At 74.0% G+C, this 25,199-nt stretch carries 18 protein-coding genes; 9 read left to right on the top strand and 9 right to left on the bottom strand.

What is annotated here, in order from left to right:
- Window positions 1–78 precede the first annotated feature (78 nt).
- The 4 genes from OG802_RS04675 to OG802_RS04660 all read right to left on the bottom strand — a co-directional run bounded on the left by OG802_RS04675 (window position 79) and on the right by OG802_RS04660 (window position 5,569).
- The gene (locus OG802_RS04675; protein ID WP_329407463.1) at window positions 79–2,277 is read right to left on the bottom strand and encodes a sensor histidine kinase; all 2,199 of its coding nucleotides are present in this window, start codon (window positions 2,275–2,277) and stop codon (window positions 79–81) included.
- Window positions 2,278–2,606: 329 nt separating this feature from the next.
- Complete coding sequence (locus OG802_RS04670) at window positions 2,607–3,806, bottom strand: sugar ABC transporter permease (protein ID WP_329416933.1); 1,200 nt, start codon at window positions 3,804–3,806, stop codon at window positions 2,607–2,609.
- Between the two features lie 5 nt (window positions 3,807–3,811).
- Complete coding sequence (locus OG802_RS04665) at window positions 3,812–4,456, bottom strand: sugar ABC transporter ATP-binding protein (protein WP_329407461.1); 645 nt, start codon at window positions 4,454–4,456, stop codon at window positions 3,812–3,814.
- Between the two features lie 24 nt (window positions 4,457–4,480).
- Window positions 4,481–5,569, bottom strand: a complete 1,089-nt coding sequence (locus OG802_RS04660) for a sugar ABC transporter substrate-binding protein (RefSeq protein WP_329407459.1) — start codon at window positions 5,567–5,569, stop codon at window positions 4,481–4,483.
- A gap of 121 nt (window positions 5,570–5,690) precedes the next feature.
- Here OG802_RS04660 and OG802_RS04655 point away from each other — a divergent pair, with 121 nt between their 5' ends.
- On the top strand, window positions 5,691–8,036 hold the full coding sequence (locus OG802_RS04655; RefSeq protein WP_329407457.1) for a SpoIIE family protein phosphatase: 2,346 nt from the start codon (window positions 5,691–5,693) through the stop codon (window positions 8,034–8,036).
- Window positions 8,033–9,118 carry a substrate-binding domain-containing protein gene (locus tag OG802_RS04650; protein WP_329407456.1) on the top strand — a complete coding sequence of 362 codons (1,086 nt, stop codon included), beginning with the start codon at window positions 8,033–8,035 and terminating at the stop codon, window positions 9,116–9,118. The genes OG802_RS04655 and OG802_RS04650 overlap by 4 nt, the downstream gene beginning before the upstream one ends.
- 12 nt (window positions 9,119–9,130) lie before the next feature.
- Here OG802_RS04650 and OG802_RS04645 read toward each other — a convergent pair whose 3' ends face one another.
- The gene (locus tag OG802_RS04645) at window positions 9,131–9,427 is read right to left on the bottom strand and encodes a zinc-ribbon domain-containing protein (RefSeq protein WP_329407455.1); all 297 of its coding nucleotides are present in this window, start codon (window positions 9,425–9,427) and stop codon (window positions 9,131–9,133) included.
- Window positions 9,428–9,631: 204 nt separating this feature from the next.
- Here OG802_RS04645 and OG802_RS04640 point away from each other — a divergent pair, with 204 nt between their 5' ends.
- Complete coding sequence (locus OG802_RS04640) at window positions 9,632–10,609, top strand: SMP-30/gluconolactonase/LRE family protein (RefSeq protein WP_329407453.1); 978 nt, start codon at window positions 9,632–9,634, stop codon at window positions 10,607–10,609.
- A 168-nt stretch (window positions 10,610–10,777) separates the two neighbouring features.
- Here OG802_RS04640 and OG802_RS04635 read toward each other — a convergent pair whose 3' ends face one another.
- Both OG802_RS04635 and OG802_RS04630 read right to left on the bottom strand, forming a co-directional pair.
- Window positions 10,778–12,346 carry a hypothetical protein gene (locus tag OG802_RS04635; protein WP_329407451.1) on the bottom strand — a complete coding sequence of 523 codons (1,569 nt, stop codon included), beginning with the start codon at window positions 12,344–12,346 and terminating at the stop codon, window positions 10,778–10,780.
- 243 nt (window positions 12,347–12,589) lie between these two features.
- On the bottom strand, window positions 12,590–13,189 hold the full coding sequence (locus OG802_RS04630; protein WP_329407449.1) for a hypothetical protein: 600 nt from the start codon (window positions 13,187–13,189) through the stop codon (window positions 12,590–12,592).
- 345 nt (window positions 13,190–13,534) lie between these two features.
- On the opposite strand from OG802_RS04630, the gene OG802_RS04625 reads away from it, so the two are divergent.
- Window positions 13,535–13,825 carry a DUF6355 family natural product biosynthesis protein gene (locus OG802_RS04625; protein WP_329407447.1) on the top strand — a complete coding sequence of 97 codons (291 nt, stop codon included), beginning with the start codon at window positions 13,535–13,537 and terminating at the stop codon, window positions 13,823–13,825.
- A gap of 621 nt (window positions 13,826–14,446) precedes the next feature.
- Here the strand turns inward: OG802_RS04625 and OG802_RS04620 are convergent.
- A complete protein-coding gene (locus OG802_RS04620; protein WP_329407446.1) occupies window positions 14,447–15,388 on the bottom strand; it encodes a TIGR01777 family oxidoreductase in 942 nt (313 codons plus the stop codon).
- 436 nt (window positions 15,389–15,824) lie between these two features.
- Between OG802_RS04620 and OG802_RS04615 the strand changes: the two genes are divergently transcribed.
- Both OG802_RS04615 and OG802_RS04610 read left to right on the top strand, forming a co-directional pair.
- Complete coding sequence (locus OG802_RS04615; RefSeq protein WP_329407444.1) at window positions 15,825–17,885, top strand: discoidin domain-containing protein; 2,061 nt, start codon at window positions 15,825–15,827, stop codon at window positions 17,883–17,885.
- 35 nt (window positions 17,886–17,920) lie between these two features.
- Window positions 17,921–18,559 carry a TetR/AcrR family transcriptional regulator gene (locus OG802_RS04610; protein WP_329407443.1) on the top strand — a complete coding sequence of 213 codons (639 nt, stop codon included), beginning with the start codon at window positions 17,921–17,923 and terminating at the stop codon, window positions 18,557–18,559.
- Between the two features lie 19 nt (window positions 18,560–18,578).
- On the opposite strand, the gene OG802_RS04605 is transcribed toward OG802_RS04610, so the two are convergent.
- The gene (locus OG802_RS04605; RefSeq protein WP_329407441.1) at window positions 18,579–20,648 is read right to left on the bottom strand and encodes a SpoIIE family protein phosphatase; all 2,070 of its coding nucleotides are present in this window, start codon (window positions 20,646–20,648) and stop codon (window positions 18,579–18,581) included.
- A gap of 136 nt (window positions 20,649–20,784) precedes the next feature.
- Between OG802_RS04605 and OG802_RS04600 the strand changes: the two genes are divergently transcribed.
- The 3 genes from OG802_RS04600 (at window position 20,785) to OG802_RS04590 (ending at window position 25,099) form a co-directional block, all read left to right on the top strand.
- Complete coding sequence (locus OG802_RS04600; protein WP_329407439.1) at window positions 20,785–23,247, top strand: SpoIIE family protein phosphatase; 2,463 nt, start codon at window positions 20,785–20,787, stop codon at window positions 23,245–23,247.
- A 128-nt stretch (window positions 23,248–23,375) separates the two neighbouring features.
- Window positions 23,376–24,182 (top strand): AfsR/SARP family transcriptional regulator, encoded by an 807-nt coding sequence (locus tag OG802_RS04595; protein ID WP_329407437.1) that lies wholly within the window; start codon window positions 23,376–23,378, stop codon window positions 24,180–24,182.
- Entirely contained in the window at window positions 24,179–25,099 is a 921-nt protein-coding gene (locus OG802_RS04590) for an amidohydrolase family protein (RefSeq protein WP_329407435.1), read from the top strand. The genes OG802_RS04595 and OG802_RS04590 overlap by 4 nt, the downstream gene beginning before the upstream one ends.
- Window positions 25,100–25,199 lie beyond the last annotated feature (100 nt).

The following is a 25,199-nucleotide window of genomic DNA, read 5'->3' as shown; positions in this document are numbered from 1 at the left end:
GGTGTGATGGGCCATCCGGCGGCGTGTCACGCCGCCGGATGCGCCGTCCTCGCGGTAAGGGGAGCCGTGTCGGCGGGGTCAGGGGGAGCGGTGGCCCCGGCCGCCGGGCGCCCGGCGGGGGAGGGGCCGGGGGCGGGCCGCCCTGGGCGGCGGCTCCTCGGCGGGCCGTGTCCCGGCCGGTTCGTCCTGCCAGGCCTCGTAGTCGCTGAACGCGTCGTCGGACCCGGAGCCGCCGCCCAGGGCGGACATCGCGTCGGAGTGGCGGGACTCCGGGACGTTCCTGACCATGGCCAGTGTCAGCGTGTCGGAGTCGGACGGGGCGTCGGCGGGGCGGTGGGCGAGGGTGTCGGGCAGCATGACGAGGGACGTCGTGCCCGACCGTTCGCCGGACGGCCGCAACTGCACGCGGATGCCGTGGTGTTCGGCCAGTCTGCCGACCACGAACAGGCCCATGTGCTGGGCGATGTCGACGTCGACGGTCGGCGGATGGGCCAGCTTGTGGTTGATCGTCGCGAAGTCCTCCGCCGCCAGGCCGATGCCCTCGTCGTGGATCTCGACCATGATCCGGCCGTCGGGCAGCCGGGCCGCGGTCACCCGCACCTGCGAGCGGGGCGACGAGAACACGGTGGCGTTCTCCAGCAGTTCCGCCAGCAGGTGCACGAGGTCGGTCACGGCGCGGCCCTCGATGTGCACCTCGGGCAGGCCGGAGAAATGGATGCGCTCGTACTGCTCCACCTCCGAGGAGGCCGCGCGGATCACGTCGACCAGCGGCAGCGGCCGGTCCCACGCCTGCGCGGGCTTCTCCCCGCCGAGCACGAGGAGGTTCTCGCCGTTGCGGCGCACGCGGGTCGCCAGATGGTCCAGCCGGAAGAGGTTCTCCAGCTGGTCCGGGTCGGTCTCGTTGTCCTCCAGGCTGGTGATCAGGGTGAGTTGGCGTTCGATCAGGGACTGGCTGCGGCGCGAGAGGTTGGTGAAGATCGCGTTGATGTTGCCGCGCAGCCGGGCCTGCTCGGCGGCCAGCCGGACGGCCTCGCGGTGGACGTGGTCGAAGGCCCGGGCCACCTCGCCGATCTCGTCGGTGGTGTCGATCGGGATCGGCGTCACCCGGATGTCGGCCCGGCCCGCGTCGGGCTGCGACATCTGCTCGATGAGGCTCGGCAGGCGCTTTCCGGCGATCTCGATGGCGGAGGCGCTCAGGCGGCGCATGCCGGTGCTCATCGTGCGCGCCACCCAGGAGGCGAGCAGGAAGGCGGCCAGCACCGAGGCGAGCACGAGCGCGGTGTTGGTGATCGCGTCGCGCCGTGCGTCGTCGGCGATGTCCTGGGCGCTCGCCAGCGCGGCGTCGGTGAGGTTCACCTGGACGCTGCGGTAGGCGTCGAAGCCCAGGGTGGACGCGGCGAAGAACGACTCGGGGGTGATGCCCTTCGCGGCGAGTTCGCCGGCCGGCGTCCCGGCGGCGATCGCGGTGATCATCTCGGCCATGGGGGGCGGGCTCACGTAGGGGCGTCCCGCCGCCGACGCCTGCGCGGCGGCCTCGGAGCTCTGCTGTCTGCCGCGCGCCTCGGCGGCGGCCAGCGCCTGTCGCAGCCTCGCCGTGTCCTCGGCGGTTCCGGCGCCGGCGTACTCCTGGAGGCCGACCTGTTCGAGGTAGGCGTAGGAGCGGAACGAGGCGAGCTGGGCCTTCAGCTCTCCCGGTGCCAGGGCGGCGCGGTCCTCGACCAGCAGGTGGGTGCCGATGGAGCGGATCAGGGACTCGGTCGCCTGCGTCAGGGACACGGCGTAGAGCGTGCGGCCGAAGCTCGTCCGGTTGTCGCTGCCGAAGCCGAGCTCGTTCGACAGTTCCATCAGGGGGTGCTGGACGGTGTGGTAGCTCTCCTCCGTCCGCACGCCGGACATCCGCGAGGTGAACGCGTTGGCCCGCACGGCGGCGAGCTGCTTCTCGCCCTCGCGGACCAGTTGCACGCGCCGCGTCAGACCGCCGGTCCCGGGGATCCGGGCGGCCGCGCGGTCGAAGGCCGCGGCGTCCGCGTCGGTCGTGGCACGGGCCCGCACGACCGCGTCCGTGGCCTTCTTCTCGGTCAGCAGCGGGATGACCGAGACGTCGCGTTCGTTGATCGCGTCGCTGGCGTACTTGTTCGCCGCCTGGACGAGTTCGGCCACCCGGACCGCGTCGTCGGCGTCCTGCCAGGTGTCCACCGAGCGTTTCACCCGCACGCCCCCGAGCACGAGGGCGACGAGCACCGGGATGAGCAGGACGGCACGCAGTCGTCGGCCCACGGGCCAGTTGCTGGTGAGGGACCTTCTTCGTCCCTCCGCCGCGGGTGAGTTGTTCGGCACGGTCGTCCTATCGCCTGGAACGCGGCGCACGTGACGCGCCGTTCTTCCCTCACTACGGGGAGACGGCGGCGCTGCGTTCAAAAAGTGGTGCAAGTTTCACCAAAATCGGAACGGCACCACCGTAGACCGCGCGGAGGCACCGCACAGCCGAACGGAGATACTCATGTCCGCACAAAGTCGAGTGTCCGCGCAAAGTCGAGTCCTCGTCGGCGGGCTGCCGCGCGCCCCCTGGGCCGGGCTCCGTGCCCTCCTGGCCGGCCGTGCGCCCGTCAGGCCCGGCCGTGCGCCTCGTGGGAGCGCCGTGACAGCGAGTCGACGACCACGGCGGCGAACAGCACCCCGCCCGTGATCACGAACTGGACGGCCGGGGGAGTGTCCGTGATCGCCATGCCCGAGGCGATCGACTGGATGACCAGCATGCCGAGCACCGCCGACCACGTGGTGCCGCGCCCGCCGAACAGACTGGTGCCGCCGATGACGGCCGCCGCGATGGCGTTGACCAGCAGCACGCCCGACCCCGACGTCTGACTGACCGAGGTGATCCGCGAGGCCAGGAACAGGCCCCCGATCGCGGCCATGGTCCCCGACGTCGCGAGGACCGCCGTCTGCACCCGCGTCACGTCGATGCTCGCCCGCCGGGACGCCTCGATGCTGCCGCCGAGCGCGTACACCTGCCGCCCGTGGTGCGTACGGCGCAGCACGAGGTCGAGGACCGCGACCAGCACCAGGAAGACCAGCAACGCCAGCGGCAGCCCCTGGAACCGGTTGAGCGCGTAGGCGACGGAGAACGCCAGCACGGCGGTCCCCCCGGTGCGCACCAGGACGGCGCGCAGCGAGCGGTGCGGCATGCCGACGGCCCGGCGGCGGCGCCGGGCCCGGTCGGACACGAGGAAGACCGCCGCCGCGGCCACCGCCGCCAGACCGTAGGCCACCGCGTCGTCGGCGAAGTAGTAGCTGGTCAGCCGGGCGACCAGCCCGTTCTCGTCGAGGTTGACGGTGCCGCTGTCCCCGAGCACGGCCAGCATCAGACCGTTCCAGGTGAGCAGCCCGGCGAGCGTGACCACGAACGCCGGCACCCGCGTTCTGGCGATGGAGTAGCCCTGCACCGTGCCCGCCACGGTGCCCACGAGCACCGCGACGATCAGCGCGAGCCACTCCGGCACCCCGTTGTTCACGTTCAGCACGGCGAAGACCGCCGCCGCCAGTCCGCTGATCGACCCGACGGACAGGTCGAGCTGCCCGAGCAGCAGCACGAAGACGATGCCGACCGCGATCAGTCCCGTCCCCACGATGTCCACGCTGAGATTGGACAGGTTGCGCGGCGAGAGGAAGTTCTGGTTGAGGCACTGGAAGGTGATCCAGACGACGGCCAGGACGAGGACGACGGGGAGCGACCCCAGTTCACCGGCGCGCAGCCTGCGCCGGACGGCCTCGGCCGCGCTCCGCGCGCCACGGGAGACGCCCCGCATGCTCTTCACTGCCCCGCCTCCCGGCCGGCCGGCCGGCGGGGCACGTTCTGCGCGGCGCCGGTGATGGACGAGACGATCTGCTCCCGGGACGCGGCGTTCACGTCGGGGGAGCCGTTGCTGCGGCCCGGCCGCAGGATCGCGGCGCGGTCGGCGAGTGCCTTCACCTCGCCAGGGTCGTGGCTGGCGAGCGGGACGCCGGGACCGCGGTCCCGCGACCGGTCTACCAGGTCGAGGACCTCGGTGGTCTCCTCGGAGCGCAGCGCGGCCGTGGGTTGGTCCAGGAGGAGCACCCGCGGGTCGCCCGGGAGTGAGCGGGCGGTGGCGACCGTCCGCCGCCGGCCGCCGGAGAGCGACCCGACCGGGCCGCTCAGGCCGGGCAGTCCTCCGGCCGGCCGTTCCGGCGGCTGCCCGGTGCGGCGCTCCCTCTGCACTTCGTCCAGGAACCCGGACCGGCGCACCTCGCGGCCCAGGAAGGGATTCCCGGGGATGTCGAGGCTCCCGCACGGGGCGAGGTCCCGGTGGACGGCGGCGAGGCCCGGGTCCCGGGCGTCGTGCGGACGCCGGACGCGGACCGGCCGCCCCCGCCGGCCGATGACGCCCTTCTCCGCCGGAGCGACCCCGGAGACGGCCGGCAAGGGGGGATCCGGCACGGGAACCACCTCCTCGGTCGCGGGTCAGGTCAGTCCGGCCCGGGCGCAGGCGGCGCGCAGCCGTGGGACGCAGATCTGCCCGACCGTGTGCAGGCCGTCCTTGACGACGGTGTCCCCGATGTTGTCGGCCGTCACGGACACCGGGGTGAGCAGCACCGAGGCGACGGCCTGTCCGTCGCGCGTCGGCACCTCGCCGGTGGCCACGGGCCCGAGGCTCTGACCGCGCGCCGCCGCCACGGCCATGGCGCCGCCCGCGGCGGCCTCCGGACCGAACGGCTTGAACACGGTCATGTACTGCTCGCCGCCGACGATCCGCCGCAGCGCCGACAGTTCGGCGTCCTGCCCGGTGACCGGCGGCAGTGGGCGGACCTTGTTCGCCTTGAGGGCGGAGATGCTCCCGCCGGCCAGTCCGTCGTTGGCGGCGTAGACCCCGTCCACGGCGTCGTCGCCCAGGGCCGCGAGCGCCCCGGACATGTTCATGTTGGCGGTCTCCGGCCGCCACTGCGGGGTGTCGTAGGCCTTGCCGATCTTCACCTTCCCGTCGAGCACGGACAGCGCGCCGCGCCGGAACGCCCGCGCGTTGGGATCGCCGGGATCGCCGTTCATCATCACGATCCGGGCGCCGGGCACCTTGTCGCCCATCGCCTTCAGCAGCGCGCGGCCCTGGAGCCTGCCCACCTCCACGCCGTCGAAGGAGACGTAACCGGAGATCGGGCCCTCGGCGAGCCGGTCGTAGGCGATGACCGGGACGCCGGCGGCGTGGGCCTGCGAGACCGCGGGGGCGAGCGCGCGGGCGTCCACGGGGACGAGGACGACGGCGTCCACGCCCCTGGTGATCATCGCGTCCATCTGCTCCTGCTGTAGGGCCACATCGCCCTTGGCGTTGGCGTGCTCGACCGTGCAGGTCGCGCACAGCTCCCGGATCCGCTTCTCCAGCAGGGGCCGGTCCTGCGTCTCCCAGCGTGCCGTCGTCGAGTCCGGCAGCAGCAGACCGATGCGCGGTCCGCCCCGACCGGCGGGACCGCCGTCCGCGTCCGCCCCGCACGCCGCCAGCACGAACGCGGTGGAGACGGCCGTCACGGCGGCTGCGGTGTCCCGAATGCAGGCCTTCATATGCGATACCCGCCGTAGACGACAATAAGGTGGATATGTTCGGTTGATCCTTGTATGCGATTCTGGTGGGTGGGTGCCCCGATCTCAACCTGTCGGCACCTGCGGCAGGACGGGAGGTACGGTGCGCAGATGCCTCGACCGGGCCCTGGCCTTCGCCGGAGCGGCACAGACCGCGGTCTACGCGCCCGCCGCCGGCGAGGGGGAACTCCGGCTGATGGACGCCTCCGGAGGCGCTCCCGTCGGCGTCCGGCCGCCGGACCGGCTGGAACTGTCGGGCGACTCGCCCGCCGCACGCGCCTACCGGACCGACCGGGCCCTGTGGCTCACCGCCCGGCCCCCGCTCGGCGTGCTGCCCCTCGACGCGGACGGCCGGCGGTTGGGCTGCCTCGTCGTGCAGGGCGCGGCGGACGGCTTCGACCTCGAGCAGCGCCGGTTCCTCGAACGCTACGCCGACGCGCTCGCCGTCCTCCTGCGACCGGTCGCCGACGCGCCCGCGCCGGTGCCGCTGCTCGTACCCGCCCTGCGCAGCCTGCGCGTCGGCTCGTTCGTCCTGTTCCCGGACACCGGCCTGATCGAGGCCGACGAGACGCTCCTGGACCTGGTCGGCATCACCCCCGACGACTTCGACGGCAAGGTCGACACCCTCCTCGCCCACGCCCTGCCCGAGGACATGCACGCCCTGATGTCCGTCCTGGAGCCGTCCGCCCAGGCCACCGTCCGACGGGACCTGGAGTTCCGGGTCCGCGGCCCCACCGGCGAGATGCGCTGGCTGAGCCTGAGCTGCCGCGTGGCGGGAGGCGCCCCCGACGCGCCCGGAGAGGTGCTGGGCGTGGTGACGGCCACCCCGGTCCTGCGCCGCGGCACCGACGACGTCGCCCGCATCCAGTGGCTGACCGCCGCCCTCGACGACGCCGCCACCGTCCGCGACGTCGGCCGCGTCGTGGTCTCCGCCCTGCGCGAGCCGCTGGGCGCCGACCGGGTGGCCCTCGCCGCCATCCAGGACGACCGGCTCCTGGTCACCGTCCTCGACCCGCCCCAGCCCAGCGCCTGGCCCGAGGTGTGGCGCAGCGAGTGGCGCACCGAGTGGCCCGACGCGCCGCTGCGCGCCCTGCCCACCCTCCAGGCCGCCCTGCGCGACGGCCGGATGGACCTGTGGCCCGCCGGCACCGGCTTCGAACCCGGACTGGCCGGCGTCGGCGACGGCGGACTGGCCGTCCTGCCGCTGCCCGCCAAGGGCCAGGTCGCCGGCGTGTGCCTGGTCGGCTGGGAGCGCCCCCACGAGTTCGTCCCCGAGGAACGCTCCCTGCTCACCGCCACCGCGGCCCTCGTCGGCCAGGCCCTCAAGCGGGCCCACGCCCACGACGCCGAGCAGGAACTCGCCACGATGCTCCAGCGCAGTCTGCTGCCCCGGCGGCTGCCCGAACTGCCCGGCGGCACCGCCGTCGCCCGCTATCTGCCCGCCAAGCGCGGCCTCCAGGTGGGCGGCGACTGGTACGACGTCATCGCCCTCTCCGAGGACCGGGTGGCCCTGGTCATCGGCGACGTCCAGGGGCACAGCGCCGGCGCCGCGACGATCATGGGCCAGATGCGCACCGCGGTCCGGGCCTACGCCATGGAGGGCCACCCGCCCGACGTGGTCGTCTCACACGCCAACCGGCTCCTCGTCGCCATGGAGACCGACCTCTTCGCCACCTGCTGCTACGCCGAACTCGACATGGAGGAGGGCAACACCCTCTTCGTGCGGGCCGGTCACCTCGCCCCCCTGGTCCGCGGCCCCGACGGCGTCACCGAGGAGATCGAGGTGGCCGGCGGGCCGCCGCTGGGCATCCTCGCCGAGGCGGACTTTCCCATGACCGCCGTCGAACTGGCCCCCGGCGCCGTCCTCGCCCTGGTCACCGACGGTCTGGTCGAGGCCGCCGACCTGCCCCTGGACGAGGGCATGCGCCGCACCCGCGCCGCACTCGCCGCCGCCGATCCCGCGGACCCGGGCGCCATGGCCGACGAACTGCTCGGCGACGTCGGCCGCCGCGAGGACGACGTGGCGCTGCTGCTCCTGCGCTACGACGGCATGAAGACCCGCCCCATCCGGGCCGGATGGATGGTGTGGCGGCTGCCCGACGCGGTCATGCACGCCCGCCGCTTCACCGCGCGCACCCTGCGCCGCTGGAAGGTCCGGGAGGCGGCCGACGCCGTGCTGCTCGTCGTCTCCGAACTCGTCACCAACGCCCTGGTGCACACCCAGGGACCGGTCCGGCTCGACCTGGTCCTGCGCGGCGACCGGGTCCGCGTCTGCGTGAGCGACTCCTCGCCGCGCGCGCCCGCCAAGCCCGTCATCGTCGACTGGGAGTCGACCGGCGGCCGTGGCCTGCTGCTCGTCGACGCCATGTCGGACTCGTTCGGCTCGGTGCCGGTGGCCGGCGGCAAACAGGTGTGGAGCGAGATCACCGTCGCGGAGGGAGCGCCGTGACCATCCGCCGGCAACAGGTCCTCGCCGTGCTCGCCGCGGCCCTCGTCGCGATCGCCCTGGCCTCCTGCTCAGGCGGCGGGCGGCGGGAGGCCCGGGACGGCTTCACCGTGGGCCTGCTGCTGCCGAGCCGCGCGGTCCCGCGCTGGGAGCACTCGGACCGCCCGCTGATCGAGGCGCGGGTGCGCAGGCTGTGCCCCGGCTGCACGGTGGAGTACGCCAACGCCGAGAACGACGTGACCCGGCAGCGCCAGCAACTGGAATCCATGGTCACCAAGGGGGCCAAGGTCATCGTCCTCGACGCCGCGGACACCCGGGCGGTCCGCTCCTCCGTGCAGGAGGCCGACCGGGCCGGCGTCAAGGTCATCGCCTACGACCGTCTCGCCGAGGGCCCCGTCACCGGCTACGTCGGATTCGACGCGCTGCGCATCGGGCGGCTCCAGGGCGAGGCGCTGCTCAAGGGCATGGGGCGGAGGGACGGGGGAGGCGACGTCGTCATGATGAACGGCGACCCGTCCGGCCCCAACGCGGCCCGGTACAAGAAGGGCGCGATGTCCGTCCTGTCCGGCCAGGTGCGGGTCGCCCGCTCGTACGACACCCTCGACTGGAGCACCCAGAACGCGCACGGCAACATGTCCGCCGCCATCGCGGCCCTCGGCCCGGACCGGATCGACGGGGTCCTCGCGGCCAACGACTCCATCGCGGCCGGCGTCGTCGCCGCCCTGAAGAGCGCCGGGGTCACGAGATTCCCGCCCGTCACCGGCCAGGACGCCGACCTCGACGCCGTGCGACGCATCGTCAAGGGCGAGCAGTACATGACGGTGTACAAGCCGTTCAAGGACGAGGCGGCCGCGGTGGCCGCGATGGCGGTCGCCGTCGGACGGGGCGAGGATCCGCGCGACAGCGCGACCACCACCACCGACAGCCCCACCACCGCCCGCATCCCGTCCGTCCTGCTCACCGCGGACGCGGTGACCGTCGACGACATCCGGCGCGTCCTGGTCGACCGCGGCGTCTACACCGTCGCCCGCATCTGCACCCCCCGGCTCCGGGCCGCCTGCGAGCGGGCCGGGCTCACCCCGTGAGGGCGCCGCGCCTCAGTGCTGGTGCGGCTGCTGCTGCGGCGAGCCGTACTGCTGGCCGTACGGCTGGCCCGCGCCCGCGCCCTGGACGAGCAGCTGGTCCGCCTGCTCCTTGGTCACGCTCTGCTCCGCGCCGCAGAAGGTGCACTGCGTCGCGTACTTCGTCGAGATCGGGAACAGCGGCACGAAGAACAGCGTGAACTTCGTGACGCGCTTCCTGAGCGTGTGAGCGGCGGGGTTGCCGCAGCGGCCGCACACCAGCGTCAGTATCGCCAGCTGGTAGAGGTATCCCTTGGTGCCGAAGATGATCACGCTGTGCTTCCTTCTGGGAGGGGTGTCGGTCTGTACGGCCCAGTCTGCTGCATCCCCTCACCCGCGTGAGCGGCAGCCGGGTTTTTGCCGTGGGCCACGCGGGCGACCTCCCGGCCACGACTGCGCCGGGCGCCGCCGCGCCGAGGGATGGTCGTCTGGCCGCCGCCCGGCGGAGTGCCCCACTTCGCAGCAAGGAAGGGCCCCATGCCACGAGTTCCCCGTCCGGCGGTCGCCGCCGCCGTTCTCGCCCTCGGCACGCTCGCCGCCGCTCCCGCCGCGGGAGACGGACCGGCCGTCACCGCTCTGCGCGTCGCCGCCCACTTCGACCTCGCCCGGGGCCAGTCCCCCGAGAACGTCGCGCTCGCCCCCGACGGCTCCGCCGTCCTGACCCTGTCCAACGCCCGGCAGGTCGTGGACGTGAACTGCCAGGGCCGGACCCGGCTCCTCGCGACGCTGCCCGCCGTGGCGAACCCGCACACGCCCGTCGTCGGCGCGGCCGTCGTCCTGGGCATCGCCCGGGCGCAGGACGGCACCCTGTTCGTCAACTACGCCACCGGCACCGCCGCGACCGGCATCTGGCGCATCCCCGCCCACGGCGGAAGGCCCCGCCAGATCGCCAAGCTGCCGCCGGCCGGCTTCCCCAACGGCCTCGCCCTGGACGAGCGCCGGGGCGTCCTCTACGCCGCCGACTCGGTGCTGGGCACCGTCTGGCGCGTCCCGCGCGCCGGGGGAGCGCCCACGGCATGGGCCACCGGCGCCGCACTGGAGCCGCGCAACCCCCGGCCCGCGGCCAAGGTCGGCGCCAACGGGCTCCGGCTCCACCGCGGCGCCGTGTGGGTGTCCAACACCAACGCCGGCACGCTGCTGCGCGTCCCCGTGCGCGAGAACGGGTCGGCCGGCGCGATCCAGACCCGGGCGACCGGTCTCTACGCCGTCGACGACTTCGGGTTCACCGAGCGGCACCGCGACACCGTCCTCGCCGCCATGACCGGCGGCAGCGAGGTCGAGCTGGTCCGCCCGGACGGCACCCACCACGTCGTTCTCACCGCGGCCGACGGACTGTCCAACCCCACCGCCGTGGCCGTCCGCGGCCGGACCGTGTACGTCACCAGCGCCGGGTACTTCACCCAGCGGGACCCGAACCTGCTGCTCGCCCGCGTCGACCAGCGCGACCGCGACTAGCCGGCCCACCCCGCACGCCACGTGTCCCGGGGGCGACGCCCTCGGGACACGTGGCGTGCGGACGGGCCGGCTCCGCCGGAGCCGGCCCGTCCGCGCAGCGCCCCCGACGCGTTCACGACCCGACGGTCGTTTCAGCGGCCGGGATTCCCCCGGTCGTTCAGCCCTTGTTCACAGCCCCGATCCCAGGCGCTGCGTGGTGTAGGCGCATTCCGTGTAGACATAGCCCGACCGCAGCTCGGCGGTGTCCGAGGCGGGCGTGGCGAGACTGTCGCCCATCGGTTTGTGCAGGAAGTACGTGGTGCCGACGGGCAGGCTGATGGTGCGCTCCGGATAGTTCTTCCCGCTGTCGCCGCACGGCTTGAAACGCGGATTGAGAGTCGTGCCCAGGGAGTACCCCTTGCAACCGCCGCAGGCCTTGAGGGTGAAACTCCCGGTGACCGGGCCCGTGTAAAGGACGGTGATCTCGTCGGGGCTGTCGTTCTGCACCGTCACCGAGATGCTCCCGCCCGTACGGGTGGTCGGCAGGGTCCGTCCGGCGGCCGGCACGGTCCGGGCGATCTCCGCCGCTATCGCGATCTTCTTCGCCCGCGGGGCGTTCTTCGCGGTCTTGTGGGCCGAGGCGTAGTCCGTCAGGGTCGTCTGCGCCGCGTCGAAGTCGCCGTCCCGGTACTGGTCCACACCGCAGGTGTACGCACCCGCGTCGGCGCTGCCGGCGGCCCGCCGCGAGTCCTTGCCGAGGGCGTCGGCCACGCCCGGGCCCCCGCCCGTCAGGCCGTCGATCCGGGTCCCCAGAGTGCGCAGCCGCTCGACCGCCGTGCAGGGATCCGCCCCGGCCAGCTCCTTCTCCGTGCGGACCACGGCGGCCGCGACGGCCGGTTCGACCTTCGCCGCCTGCGCGGACCCGGGGAACGTGGTGAGCAGCTCCCCGAACTGCGACGGCCAGGTGGCCTCGCCGGACGTCAGCGCCGCCGACGCGCACGCGTACAGCGAGGTGGCCAGCCGGTCGTCGGGCCAGGTCCTGAGGTCCCCGAGGTCCGTGCCGGGCAGGCTCTTCGGAACGGTGCGCAGGTACTTCAGCGGCGCCGTCGCCGCGCAGTAGTCACCCCGCGCGAAGGGCGCGCCGACCGTCGTGTAGAAGGTCTTCATCCGTGACGGCACCCGCTGCGCCGCCCGGGAGTCCGGGTGGTCCGCCCGCAGGCCGGAGTACACCGACAGGGCGCCGTCGTAGTCGGCCTGGGCCGTGCTGAAGGCCTTCCCGCCCGCGGCCTCCACCGCGCGGTCGGCCTCGTCGAGGCGGTCGAGGAGCATCTGCTGCGTCGCCTCGTCCCGCGCGCCGTCGTACAGCACCACGCCGCCGGCCGGCGCCACGAGCAGGACGAGACCGAGCCCGAGCGCGAGCGGGGCGTGGCGCAGTCCGGCGAGCCGGGTGCGCAGGCCCACGCGCGCGCCGTGCGCCGCCGCCGCGGCGAGGAACGCGGCGTACAGGACCAGGGCGAGGACCGGGACGCCGTCCGGGTCGGCGGGCAGGGCCACGAGGAGCAGGGCGGCGGTGGCGGCCCAGCACAGCGCCATCAGGACCCAGCGGCGCACCAGCGCGTAGCCCAGGCCGAGCCCGCCGAGGTTGAGCACGGCCACCGCGACGGCCCGCACCCCGTCCGCGGGCGCCGGCGGCGGCGCCGAAGGCATCGGTGGTGCTTGGATCGTGTAGTCGTGTCTGCCGTACTGGTCCCCCGACATGGCGGCTCCCCCCGGTCAACTGCGCTCGCCCATCTGCGATTTGTCAGTGTACGGGCGCGGAGGGGGCGCCGACAGGGGCGGCCGGGCCCGCCCTGCGCCCGGCCGCGCGAGCGGCTCGCACCGGGGGGCGGGCCGGACGGCCGCTCGCGGGCCCGGACGACGCGGGACCGACCGGACGGAAAGCCGGCCGGGCCGCCACGCGCAGGGGCGTGACGGCCACGGCTGCTATCGCGTCAGGCATGGTCAGGCCACACCCCCGGCCGTCTTCACCGTCCTCTTGCGGCGCAGGGCGTACAGGCCGGTGCCGGCGAGGGCGAGGACGCCGAGTCCGCCGGCGGTGAGGGAGGGGCCGGCGAGGGCGCCGCCGCCGGTGTGCATGCCGCCGCTGGGCTTGTCGTGCTCGCCCTTCCAGCCGCCGCCGTCCTCCTGGTGTCCGCCGCCCCAGGAGCTGTCCTCCTGGCCGGAGGCGTCCTGGCCCTGCTCACGGCCGTTGTCGTGGCCGTTGTCCTGCTCCTTCTGCCAGTCCTTGTCCTTGTAGGTCTCGGGGTCGAAGCGGGGGTCCTTGGCGGCGGAGCCGTCGCGGTCGCCGCCCTGGGTGAGGGCGGTCAGCGCGCCGCCGCCGGTGTGCATGCCGCCGTGGGGCGAGTCGTGGTCGCCGCGGTCCTCCTTGTCGTGCTTGCCGGACCAGGAGCCGTCGTCCTTGCCGGTGGAGGAGCTGTCCTCCTTGCTGTGGGACGAGCCGTCGTGGTCCCAGCCGCCGTCGGCCGCGTAGGCGCCGGGAGCGCCCACCGCGAGAGCGGCCGTCGCGGCCGCGGTCGCCAGGATCATGCGAGCAGAACGCATCTGAGGGTCCTTCCGTCACGACCGGGCAGCCGACACGACGTCAGCTCACCTGACCCGGCCTGACGTGATCCACCGTCAGCCAGGGCGCGCGCCGCCACCACTCGGGGCGGTCAGCCGGGTGAACCCGGCCGCCCTGCCCCCACTCCGGGCACCCGACTCCTGCCCGCGAAAAGGATCACTCCTACGGCGTAGCGGAGAATCGTTTCGCGGGGTGAACGGCCCGTGACGTCCGGGCAGTTCGGCGGTTCCGCGACGATCCTGGTGCAGCCATTCCGCCGATCGGCGGCCCCGGAGCCTCCCGGTTCCGGGACCGGTCCCGATCCCCACCCGGCAAGGAGTTCTGCTGTGCGTGTTCGTCGTACGGTGCTCGGCACCCTCGGTTCCGCCGCTCTCGTCTTCGCCTCCCTCGGCGCGGTGACCGCCACCGCGGGTCCGGCCGCCGCCAACCCCTGCGGCTTCTACGAGACCGGTTCCGACGCCTTCTACAACCACTGCACCTCCGACGGCTCACGGGTGGTCATCAAGGTCGAGGTGGCCCGCGCGCCCGACCACGAGTGGTGCGTCGGACCGGGCACGACCTGGCTGGGCTCGGCGTCCAGGATCCAGGGCGCGCACTACACCGGCCGCCTCTGCTGACACCCGCCGGGGTTCACGACGCACAGGGCCCGGGACGAAGTCGAAGCCGTCCCGGGCCCCGGCGCACCCGCCCTGGATACGCGACGGGGGCGGACAACGGCCCGCGCCGGACGGTCACTCCACCCCGCACGTGCACCCCGTGGCGCCCGGCGTCGGCGGTGGCCGTGTCCTCGCCGGGGGCGGTCACCGGCCCGATCCCCGACGCGGTGCGCGCGATGGTCCGTCGCCCGCGGAAACCCCGTGACGGCCGCACGGCCGCGACCCCTGTGCACGCCCCGCACGTCCGCACGGCTGGGCACGGTCGCCGGGTCGCTCGCAGCCGCGCGGTTCGTTCGTGCTCGCGTGGTCCTCGGGTTGGTTCGCGTGACGGCCTCATCCCGCGCGGCCGTGTCCCGGCCGGAGGCGGTCACCGGCCCGATCTCCGACGCGGTGCGCGCGATGGTCCGTCGCCCGCGGGAGCCGCGTGACGGCCGCACGGCCGCGACCCCTGTGCACGCCCCGCACGTCCGCACGGCTGGGCACGGTCGCCGGGTCGCTCGCAGCCGCGCGGTTAGTTCGTGCTCGCGTGGTCCCCGGGCGGGTTCGCGTGACGGCCTCACGCGGTTACCGGGACGGCCGCCGTCAGCGGGCGCGCACGCGTCGTACGAGGTCGGCGGCCGCCCGCGGCCACTCGGGGCGGTCGAAGGCGAAGCCGGCGTCGAGCAGGCGGCCCGGGACGACGCGCCGGCTCTTGAGGAGCAGTTCGGTGTCGGAGCGCAGGGCGAAGGCGCCGAGTTCGGCCATCCATCTCGTCGCGGGCAGACCTGCCGGGACGCCCCAGGCGTGCCGCAGTTCGCGCATGAAGGCGCGGTGCGGCAGGGGAGAGGGGGCCGCGAGGTTCACCGGCCCGTCGAGGTCGTCCCGCGCGACGAGGAACTCGACGGCGCGGACGAAGTCGTCGTCGTGGATCCACGACACGTACTGCGCGCCGCCCGCGACCGGCCCGCCCAGTCCGAGCCGGACCAGCCGCAGCAGGACGTCGAACACCCCGCCCCGGTCCGGGCTCATGACCATCGCGGACCGCAGCGCCACCTTGCGGGTGCGGGGGGTGTCGGCCCTCTCCTGCTCCGCCTCCCAGGCCCGCGCGATGTCGACGCTGTAGCCCCAGTACGCCGGGACGCCGGGCTCGGCGCCGCCGATCACGCCGGTGGCCTCGTCGTTGGGGGCGTCGAAGCGGTGGGCGTAGATCGTGGCGGTGCTCATCTGGAGCCACACCTTCGGCGGCCGGGCGGAGGCGGCGATCGCCTCGCCCACGGCCCGCGCGGAGTGCACCCGCGAGTCCATCATCGCCTTGAGGTTGGCCGGCGTGTAGCGGCAGCTCACACTGCGGCCGGCCAGGTTGACGACGACGTCGCTGCCGTCCACCGCGTCGGTCCACGGCCCGGGAGTCCTGCCGTCCCAGGCGATCTCGCCGCGGCCGGCGGGCCGCCTGCTCAGCACCACGACCTCGTGTCCGGCCGCGGCCAGCGCACGGCGCAGCACGGTCCCCACCTGTCCGGTCCCGCCGGGCAGCACGATCTTCACGGGTAGGCCCCCTCCCTGTCGGAAGAGGACACTACCCCCAGTTTGAACGTGTTCAAAACACCGCCGGGCACTGCTCGGGGTCGGTGCGCGCGGGCGGGGGAGCCGGGAAGCGCTCGGCGGGACCGCGTCCGGACGCGGGGGCGCGCCCGCCGGAGCCGGGAGCCGTTGAGCCCGGAGCCGGGAGGCGGGAGGCGGGAGCCGGGAGTCGGGAGAGGCGGGGGCCGTGCGGGCGGCGGCCGGTGTCCGGGCAACCGGCGGGCGGGCGCGGGGATTTCGGGCCGGCGTCGCGGTTATCAGGTCAAGCGTCCCGGACTCTTGACTCGGAAGGAGTCTGTCGCGATCCTCGACCCACAATCTTGCGCCGGTCATGACAACCGGGGGAGTGGGCGGAACGCTCCCCCCGACCGCGCCTTCCCCCGACCGAAGGACGTGGGCCGTGACCGTGACCGGACGCCCGTACCGCAGACGCCGCGACGCCACCGTCGTCTCGCTCCTCCTCCTCGTCCTCGCGGCGGTCCTCGGCCCCACGCCCAGCTCGGCGGCCGGCTCGGACTGGTGGACGCCCACGGCCAGGCCGAACCCCGACTCGCAGATCGGCGTCACCGGCGAGCCGTTCACCGGCACCGACGCCGCGGGGAACGTGCGCGGGTTCGTCGACGCCCACAACCACCTGTTCTCCAACGAGGCCTTCGGCGGACGCCTGATCTGCGGCAAGGTCTTCTCCGAGGCCGGCATCGCCGACGCCCTCAAGGACTGTCCCGAGCACTACCCGGACGGCACCCTCGCGATCTTCGACTACATCACCCACGGCGGCGACGGCAAGCACGACCCGGTCGGCTGGCCGACCTTCAAGGACTGGCCGGCCTACGACTCCATGACCCACCAGGCGAACTACTACGCCTGGGTCGAGCGGGCCTGGCGCGGCGGACAGCGGGTGCTCGTCGACGACCTCGTCACCAACGGCATGATCTGCTCCGTCTACCCCTTCAAGGACCGCAGCTGCGACGAGATGACCTCGATCCGGCTCCAGGCGAAACTGGCCTACGACCTCCAGGCGTACGTCGACAAGCAGTACGGCGGCGCCGGCAAGGGCTGGTTCCGCATCGTCCTCGACAGCGCCCAGGCCCGCGACGTCATCAAGCAGGGCAAGCTCGCCGTCGTCCTCGGCGTCGAGACCTCCGAGCCGTTCGGCTGCAAGCAGATCCTCGACATCGCCCAGTGCGGCAAGGCCGACATCGACAAGGGACTGGACGAGCTGTACGCGCTGGGCGTGCGCAGCATGTTCCTCTGCCACAAGTTCGACAACGCGCTGTGCGGCGTCCGCTTCGACGAGGGCGGCCTCGGAACGGCCATCAACGTCGGGCAGTTCCTGTCGACGGGCACCTTCTGGCAGACCGAGAAGTGCACCGGCCCGCAAGCCGACAACCCCATCGGCACCGCCGCCTCCGCGGCCGAGTCCGACCTGCCCGCGGGCACCCGCGTCCCGTCCTACGACGCGAACGCGCGCTGCAACACCCGCGGCCTCACCGCGCTCGGCGAGTACGCGGCGCGCGGCATGATGAAACGCAAGATGATGCTGGAGATCGACCACATGAGCGTCAAGGCCGTCGGCCGGGTGCTCGACATCGCCGAGGCCGCTTCCTACCCCGGCGTGATCTCCTCGCACAGCTGGATGGACCTCGACTGGACCGAGCGCGTCTACGCCCTCGGCGGCTTCGTCGCCCAGTACATGCACGGCTCGCAGGGGTTCGTCGCGGACGCCGGACGCACCAAGGCGCTGCGGGACAAGTACGGCGTCGGCTACGGCTACGGCACCGACTTCAACGGCATCGGCGACCACCCCGCCCCGCGCGGCGCCGACGCCGCCGACAAGGTCACCTACCCGTTCCGCACCGCCGACGGCGGCTCGGTCGTCGACCGGCTGACGACCGGCTCGCGCACCTTCGACGTCAACACCGACGGAGCCGCCCACGTCGGCATGATCCCCGACTGGATCGAGGACATCCGGCGCGTCGGCGGCCAGGACGTGGTGAAGGACCTCCTGCGGGGCGCCGAGTCCTACCTCGGCACCTGGGGCGCCTCCGAGCGGCACCAGGCGGGCGTCAACCTCGCCAAGGGGGCCGCGGCCACGGCCAGTTCGTCGGAGTCCAACCCCTTCACCAGCTACCAGCCGGGCCGGGCGGTGGACGGCGACCCCGGCACCCGCTGGGCCAGCGACTGGAGCGACGACCAGTGGCTGAGCATCGACCTGGGCGCCACCGGCCTCGTCCGCCGCGTCACCCTCGACTGGGAGCGCGCGTACGGCAAGGCGTACCGCATCGAGCTCTCCGCCGACGGCACGAACTGGCGGACCGTCTGGTCCACCTCGTCGGGCGACGGCGGCCTGGACACGGCCTCCTTCGCCGCCGCCCCGGCCCGCTACGTCCGGGTGCACGGTCTGGGCCGCGGCACCGACTGGGGATACTCGCTGCACGAGGTGGGCGTCTACAGCAGCTGACGGCCACCGCAGCGACGAACGCGAAGGACACGCTCATGCCACGGATGCCGTCGGCCGAACGGCGCCGTCAGCTGACCGAAGCGGCCATCAGGGCCATGGCCCGGGACGGCGTCGCCACGACGACGACCCGGGCGATCGCCGCCGAGGCGGGCGTGTCCCTCAGCGTCTTCCACTACTGCTTCGACTCCAAGCAGGCCCTGGTGGAGTCCGTCATCACCACCATCACCGACCACTACGTGACCCTGGTCAAGGAGGCGCTGCGCCCCAGGGCGACCCTGGAGGACACCGTCCGGGCCGGCTTCCAGGCGTACTGGGAGCATGTGCGCACGCATCCCGACGAGCACATGCTGACCTACGAACTCACCCAGTACGCCCTGCGCCGGCCCGGGTTCGAGCACCTGGCGCGCCGTCAGCACGAGATGTACCGCGAGGCCTACACCGACCTCATCGAGCAGCTCCGCGCCGACATGGACCTCGGACTGCGGGTGCCCGTCGCCGTGCTCGCCCGCTACCTGGCCGCGATGACCGACGGCCTGACCCTCAACTACCTCGTGCTGGGCGAGGAGGAGGCCTGGAGCGGCGTCCTGGACACGGTCACCGCCCACGTCGCCTCCCTCGTCACGGCCGGCGGGCCGGTCGGCGCCCCGCGGCCGGCCGAGGGCGCCGCCCGGTGAGCGGCCGGCCCCCGTCCCGTCAGGGGGCGGTGGCCCGCGCCACCAGGAGGGCGACGTCGTCGTGGTCCTCGGGGTGGCGCAGCCCGTACAGCAGGAGGTCGCAGATCTCCTCCAGCGGGCGCTCCGGCTCGTCCAGGAAGCTCAGCAGGACCTCCAGCCGGTCGTCGATGGAATGGTGCCGGGTCTCGACGAGACCGTCCGTGTAGAGGACCAGCAGGTCGCCGGGGGCGAGTTCGGTCGTGGTGGCCTCGAAGGGCACGCCGCCGACGCCCAGCGGGGCCCCGGCGGGCAGGTCGAGCAGCCTCGGGCGCCGGCCGGGGCGGGCCAGCGCGGGCGGCATGTGCCCGGCGTTGGCCGCCAGGCACCGCCCGGTCCGGGGGTCGAACACGGCGTACAGGCACGTCACGATGTAGTGCTCCAGATCGCAGGTGATCTTGTCCAGGTGCTGGAGCACGGCCGCCGGTTCGAGGTCGAGGTCCGCGTACGCGCAGGTGGCGGTGCGCAGCCGGCCCATGGTGGCGGCCGCGTCGATGCCGTTGCCCATCACGTCCCCGACGACCAGCGCCGTCTTGTCGTCGGTCAGGGGGATGACGTCGTACCAGTCGCCGCCCACCTCGCTGGTGGCCTGGGCGGGCTGGTAGCGGGAGGCCAGCTCGAGGCCGGTGTGGCGGGGCGCGTGGTCGGGCAGCAGGCTGCGCTGGAGGGTGAGGGCGGTGTTGCGCACGCTCTGGAACCAGCGGGCGTTGTCGATGGCCACGGCGGCCCGGCCGGCCAGCTCCGCCGCGAGGATGACGTCGTCCTCGTCGAACGGCAGCGGATTGCGGGTGCGTTTGAGGTCGAGCGCGCCGAGCACCTCCCCGTGCGCGATCAGCGGCACCGCGAGGTACGAGTGGACGCCGGCCCGGGCCAGCAGGGCGCCCGCCTCCGCGTCCCGGGCGATCCGCGGCAGGTCGCGGTCGCCGACGTGCGGCACCAGCACCGGGCGGCCGGTGTGCACGCACAGGGTGACCAGGCGGTCCCCGTCGTAGGCCGCGAGATCGCCGGGCGAGTCGGCAGCGCGCACCGCCACGGTGGGATGGCCCGCCTTCAGGGCCAGGGCGCGGAACAGCTCCGGGCCGTTGTCCGGGCGGCGCGAACGGCGACAGGCCAGCGCGGAGTCCAGGACGTCCACGGCGACCACGTCGGCGAGCTGGGGAACGGCGATCTCGGCCAGTTCGAGAGCGGTCTGCTCCACCTCCAGGGTGGTGCCGACCCGCGTGGACGCCTCCGCGATGAGGGCCAGCCGGCGGCGGGCCCGGTCGGCCTCGGCGGCCGCGCGATGCCGTTCGGTGACGTCGACCACCGAGGCGGCCGCGCCCAGCACCCGGCCGCCGGGGTCCTCCAGCCGGTAGAACGACAGCGACCAGGCGTGCTCGCGGTCGGGGTCGGTGGGCGGACGGCCCACGTGGTACTGGTCCAGCAGCGGCGTGCCCGTGGTGAGCACCTGGCGCAGCGCGGACTCGATGGTCTCGACGTCGGGCAGCAGCAGGGTCTCGCCCAGCAGGCGGCCGACGTGGTCCTCGGCGGGGACGCCGTCGATCGTCGCGAGCGCCGGGTTCACCAGGAGGTAGCGCAGGTCGGGGTCGAGCAGGGCCAGCCCGATCGGGGACTGGTTGATCAGCCGCTCGCACAGGGCCAGGTCGGTCTCCACCCGCTGGAGCAGGGTGTGGTCGGCGGCGATGCCCAGCGCGTACACGTCCCCGAGGTCGTCCTGGAGCCGCATGTTGCGGAACTCCATCAGACGGGTGCTGCCGTCCTTGTGCCGGATGGGGAAGGCGCCCGCCCAGCTGCGGCCGGTCTCCAGCACCTCCGCGAACAGCTTCGCCACGGCCTTGAGGTGCTCGGGGTGGATGAACAGCCGCGCCGCGTACTTGCCCAGCGCCTCCTCGGCGGTGTACCCGATGAGCTCCTCGGCCTGCGGGGTCCAGAACACGATGCGCCCGTCGGAGTCGACGACCATCGCGGAGACGCTCAGCACGTCGAGCAGCCCGGTGGGCGGGGGCGTCCTCGGACGGTACACGTCGCCGTCGGACATGGGGTCGGATGTCATCGGATCCTCCTCCGGCCCTTCCATGCTGCCTCCCGGACGGCGTGTGCGGTAGCCGGGCGGCCCGTGGCGGGCGCGGTCCGGCGCCGTGCGCATCGGGCGGACTAGCAGGACCATGGTCCTGTGGAGGACGGCACCCATGGATTCTGCGCGAGAAGCTTTCGAGGTCCCGACGCCCGCAGGTCCAGGCGATCTCCTGGACGCGTCCACCGACGCGGCGGCGATCCTCTCGGCCGGCGGCGTCGTGAAGGGCTGGACCCGGCAGGCGGAGGCACTCCTCGGCCGGGCGGCCGCGGACGTCGTCGGCCGGTCCGCGGCGGAACTGGTGGCGATGGACCGCGACCCGGCACGGGTGGCCGCCGTCGCGGAGCGGTGCCGGGCCGGCATGGGGTGGAGCGGCGTCGTCTCCCTGCGCCGCGGTGACGGCCGCACCCTCGACGCCGACCTGCGCGTGTCCGCGTCGTTCCACGTGGGCGGCGCGGAGTGCTTCCTGGTCTCGGCCCGCGAGCGCGGCCACCGGTGGGCGGTCGGCCAGTCCGTCCTCGACGGGTTCCTCACCCGCTCCCCGGTCGGGATGGCGGTGATGGACCTCGAACTGCGGTACGTGTGGCTCAACGACACCCTGGAGCGCTTCGGCGGCGTGCCCCGCGAACAGCGGCTCGGCCGCCGGCTCAGCGACCTGCTGCCCGGTCTTCAGGGGGTCGCCCTCGAGAAGCTCATGCGCAAGGTCCTGGAGACCGGCGCCCCGGTCACCGACTACGAATACGTCGGCTGGAGTTGGGCGGACCCCCACCGCCGGCACGCCTACTCCACGTCCTTCTTCCCGCTGGAGGGCGCCGACGGCTTCCCCGCCGGGGTCTGCTACATGGTCCAGGACGTCACCGAACGGTGGACCGCCCGGCAACTGCTGTCGCTGGTCAACGAGGCGGGGACCCGCGTCGGCACCACCCTCGACGTCATGCGCACCGCGCAGGAACTCGCCGACTTCTGCGTCCCGCGCTTCGCCGACTTCGTCATCGTCGACCTCCTGGAACCCGTCCTCAGCACGGAGGGACACGGCACCTGGCTCACCGACGCCGGGCCGCCCCCCGACCGGCCCGTGATGCGCCGGGCCGGGATGGCCTCGGTGCGCGAGGGCTGCCCGGAGGCCGTCGCTCAGGTCGGGGACAGCGTGGACTTCGTCCCCCCGCCGCACGGCGCGAACCTGCTCATCGACGGCGAGCCGATCCTCATCCCGGTGCTCGACGGGTCCGACGAGCTGTGGACCGCCGCACAGCCCGAACGGGCGGCGCACATCGACGAGTTCGGACTGCACTCGCTCATCTCCGTGCCGATGCGGGCCCGCAACACCGCGCTGGGCCTGGCCACGTTCGTCCGGTCCCTCAACCCCGTCCCGTTCCAGCCCGACGACGTGCTGCTGGCCCGCGACCTCGTGGCGCGCGCGGCGCTGTGCGTCGACAACGCCCGGCGGTACACCAGGGAGCACACCGCGGCCGTCACCCTCCAGCGCAGCCTGCTCCCGCACGCACTCGTCGGCGGCACGGCGCTGGAGGCGGCCTCCACCTACCTTCCGGCCGATCCCACGGACGGCGTCGGCGGCGACTGGTTCGACGTGATCCCGCTGTCCGGGGCGCGCGTCGGCCTCGTCGTCGGCGACGTGGTGGGGCACGGCATCGCCGCCGCGGCCAGCATGGGGCGGCTGCGCACCGCGGTGCAGACCCTCGCCGACATGGAGATGCCCCCGGACGAGCTGCTCGCCCACCTCGACGACCTGGTCCTGCGGCTCAGCGCCGAGCGCACCGACGACTCCTCCGCACCGCAGGGCTCGACCGGCTTTCTCGGGGCGACCTGTCTGTACGCCGTCTACGACCCGGTCACCCGCCGGTGCACGATGGCCCGCGCCGGGCACCCGCCCCCGGTGGTCGTCGCCCCCGACGGGCGCGTGTCCTTCCCCGAACCGCCCGCCGGGCCGCCCCTGGGACTCGGCGGCATGGCGTTCGAGGCCGCCGAGATCGAACTCGCCGAGGACAGCCTCATCGGCCTCTACACCAACGGCCTCATCGGCGGGGCCGGCCAGGACATGGAACAGGGCATGACCCGGCTCGGCGAGGCGCTCGCCGGACCCCACGGCGACCTGGACGCCCTGTGCACGTCCGCGGTGCGCCGGCTGGTGCCCGTGCCCCGGTCCGACGACATCGCCCTGCTGCTGGCCCGCACCCACGCCCTGGCCCCCGACCGCGTCGTTTCCTGGGACGTGCCCGCCGAGCCGGCCGCCGTCGCCGACGTCCGGGCCCGCGCGACCCGCCAGGTGGCGGCCTGGGGGCTGGGCGACCTCGCCATGACCTCCGAACTCATCGTCAGCGAGCTGGTGACCAACGCGGTCCGCTACGCCACCCCGCCGATCCGGCTGCGCCTGCTCCGCGACGCGCGCCTGACCTGCGAGGTGTCCGACGCCAGCAGCACCGCCCCGCGGCTGCGGCACGCCCGCATCACGGACGAGGGGGGCCGCGGACTGTTCCTGGTGGCCCAGCTCGCCCATCGCTGGGGGGCCCGGTACACGGCCGACGGAAAGATCATCTGGGCCGAGCAGGAGATCCCCTGAGCGGCGCGGAAGCGGGCGCACCGGCGCGGAGTTGCCGGGCCCGGGGCCCGGGCGGAGACTGGTGACGGAGCCCTCCTCGACCCACGTCGCACGCCGTTCTTCGCCGGCGCAACACCACGGAGGATCAGTTGGCGTCTCCGCCCCGGTTGCGGTTGCTCGGCGGTTTCCGGCTGGAACTCGCCGACGGGACCGCCGAACCGTGCCGCAACGGCCAGCGTCTCCTGGCCTTCATGGCACTGCGCCACAGGGCGACCCGCACCGTCCTCGCCGGCACCCTGTGGCCCGAGGTCACCGAGGAGCACGCCCGCGGCAGTCTGCGCACCGCCCTGTGGAAGCTGCCCCGCGCCGAGCCGCCCCTCGTCGACTGCCGGGGGGACTCCCTCCAGATCGCCCCGGCCCTGCACGTCGACGTCCACCTCCTCGTAGGGACCGCGCTCGCCGTGGTGCGCGGCTGCGGCCCGCCGCCCGACGCCCTCTCCCCGCCGGGCCCGCTGCTCGGCGAGGACCTGCTGCCGGGCTGGGACGAGGAGTGGGTCCTCGTGGAGCGCGAACGGCTGCGGCAACTGCGGCTGCACGCGCTCGACGCCCTCGCCGAGGCGCTCGTCCGGCAGGACCGGCCCGCTCTCGCGCTGGAGGCGGCCTGGGCGAGCGTGCGCGCCGAGCCGCTGCGCGAGAGCGCCCACCGGGCCGTCGTCTCGGCGCATCTCGCCGAGGGCAACCTCAGCGAGGCGGTGCGCCATTACCGCGCGTTCCGCCGTCTGCTGCGCGAGGAACTGGGCGTCGAGCCCTCGCCCCGGTTCACCCGCATGCTCCCCGAACGGCTGCCGGCGCCGCCCACCGCGTCCGCCCCGGCCGCCCGTGACGCATTCCTCACCGGTCCCCGGTGCGAGGCAGTGGACCCGCCCCCCGGGCCGGGCCGATCGTGGACGCCATGAACGATCACCCCACGCTTGCCGCCGGCCCCGACCACGCCGCCGGCGTCGAGGCCGCCGAGGTCCGCCGGTTCTGGAGCGGGCTCGGCCTGCCCGGACTCGTCGACGTCCACACGCACTTCATGCCCGAGAGCGTCCTGCGCAAGGTGTGGGAGTACTTCGACGCGCTCGGACCGCTGACCGGCGGTCTCTCCTGGCCGATCACCTACCGCCACGAGGAAGCCGAACGGGCGCAACTGCTGCGGGAGTTCGGCGTGCGGGCCTTCACCTCGATGCTGTACCCGCACAAGCCGGGCATGGCCCGCTGGCTCAACGGCTGGGCGGCCGGCTTCGCCCGCCGCACCCCCGACTGCCTGCACACCGCAACCCTCCACCCCGAGCCGGGCGTCGAGGCCTACGTCCGCGAGGCCGTCGAGGAGGGCGCGCGCGTCTTCAAGGCGCACGTGCAGGTGGGCGCCTACGACCCGGCCGACGAACTCCTCGACCCGGCCTGGGGGCTGCTGGCCGAGGCGCGGGTCCCCGTGGTGATCCACTGCGGCTCCGGGCCCGCGCCCGGCAAGCACACCGGCCCGGAGCCGATCGGCCGGGTGCTGGCCCGGCACCCCCGACTGCGCCTGATCGTCGCGCACATGGGGATGCCCGAGTACGAGGAGTTCCTGGACCTCGCCGAGCGGTACCCGGAGGTGCGCCTGGACACGACCATGAGCTTCACCGACTTCGCCGAGCGGCTCGCGCCGTTCCCCGCGGCGGCCCTGCCCCGGCTGGCCGCCCTCGGCGACCGCATCCTGCTCGGCTCCGACTTCCCCAACCTCCCCTACCCGTACATCCGTCAGCTCCAGGCCCTGCAGCGGCTGGACCTCGGCCCGCGGTGGCTGCGCGCGGTGTGCCACGACAACGGGGCCCGCCTCTTCGGACTGTGACCCCGGTGCCCCCGCCCAGCCACGCAGGGCGGGACGCCGCGAGGCCGCGGTCCGGGCCGCGAGGCCGCGGTCCGGGCCGCGGGGCCGCCGGCGGGTCCGC

Origin of the sequence: Streptomyces sp. NBC_00704 (assembly GCF_036226605.1) — a bacterium.
Lineage (GTDB): Bacteria > Actinomycetota > Actinomycetes > Streptomycetales > Streptomycetaceae > Streptomyces.
Note: the sequence above shows the minus strand (reverse complement) of the source record. Positions and strands in the feature narration are given on the sequence as shown.

Bases quoted from the DNA above. Each gene is read 5' to 3' on its own strand.
- OG802_RS04630 (WP_329407449.1), bottom strand. From the start codon at position 13,189: ATGCGTTCTGCTCGCATGATCCTGGCGACCGCGGCCGCGACGGCCGCT.
- OG802_RS04610 (WP_329407443.1), top strand. From the start codon at position 17,921: ATGCCACGGATGCCGTCGGCCGAACGGCGCCGTCAGCTGACCGAAGCG.
- OG802_RS04635 (WP_329407451.1), bottom strand. From the start codon at position 12,346: ATGTCGGGGGACCAGTACGGCAGACACGACTACACGATCCAAGCACCA.
- OG802_RS04640 (WP_329407453.1), top strand. From the start codon at position 9,632: ATGCCACGAGTTCCCCGTCCGGCGGTCGCCGCCGCCGTTCTCGCCCTC.
- OG802_RS04660 (WP_329407459.1), bottom strand. From the start codon at position 5,569: ATGAAGGCCTGCATTCGGGACACCGCAGCCGCCGTGACGGCCGTCTCC.
- OG802_RS04605 (WP_329407441.1), bottom strand. From the start codon at position 20,648: ATGACATCCGACCCCATGTCCGACGGCGACGTGTACCGTCCGAGGACG.
- OG802_RS04670 (WP_329416933.1), bottom strand. From the start codon at position 3,806: ATGCGGGGCGTCTCCCGTGGCGCGCGGAGCGCGGCCGAGGCCGTCCGG.
- OG802_RS04600 (WP_329407439.1), top strand. From the start codon at position 20,785: ATGGATTCTGCGCGAGAAGCTTTCGAGGTCCCGACGCCCGCAGGTCCA.
- OG802_RS04590 (WP_329407435.1), top strand. From the start codon at position 24,179: ATGAACGATCACCCCACGCTTGCCGCCGGCCCCGACCACGCCGCCGGC.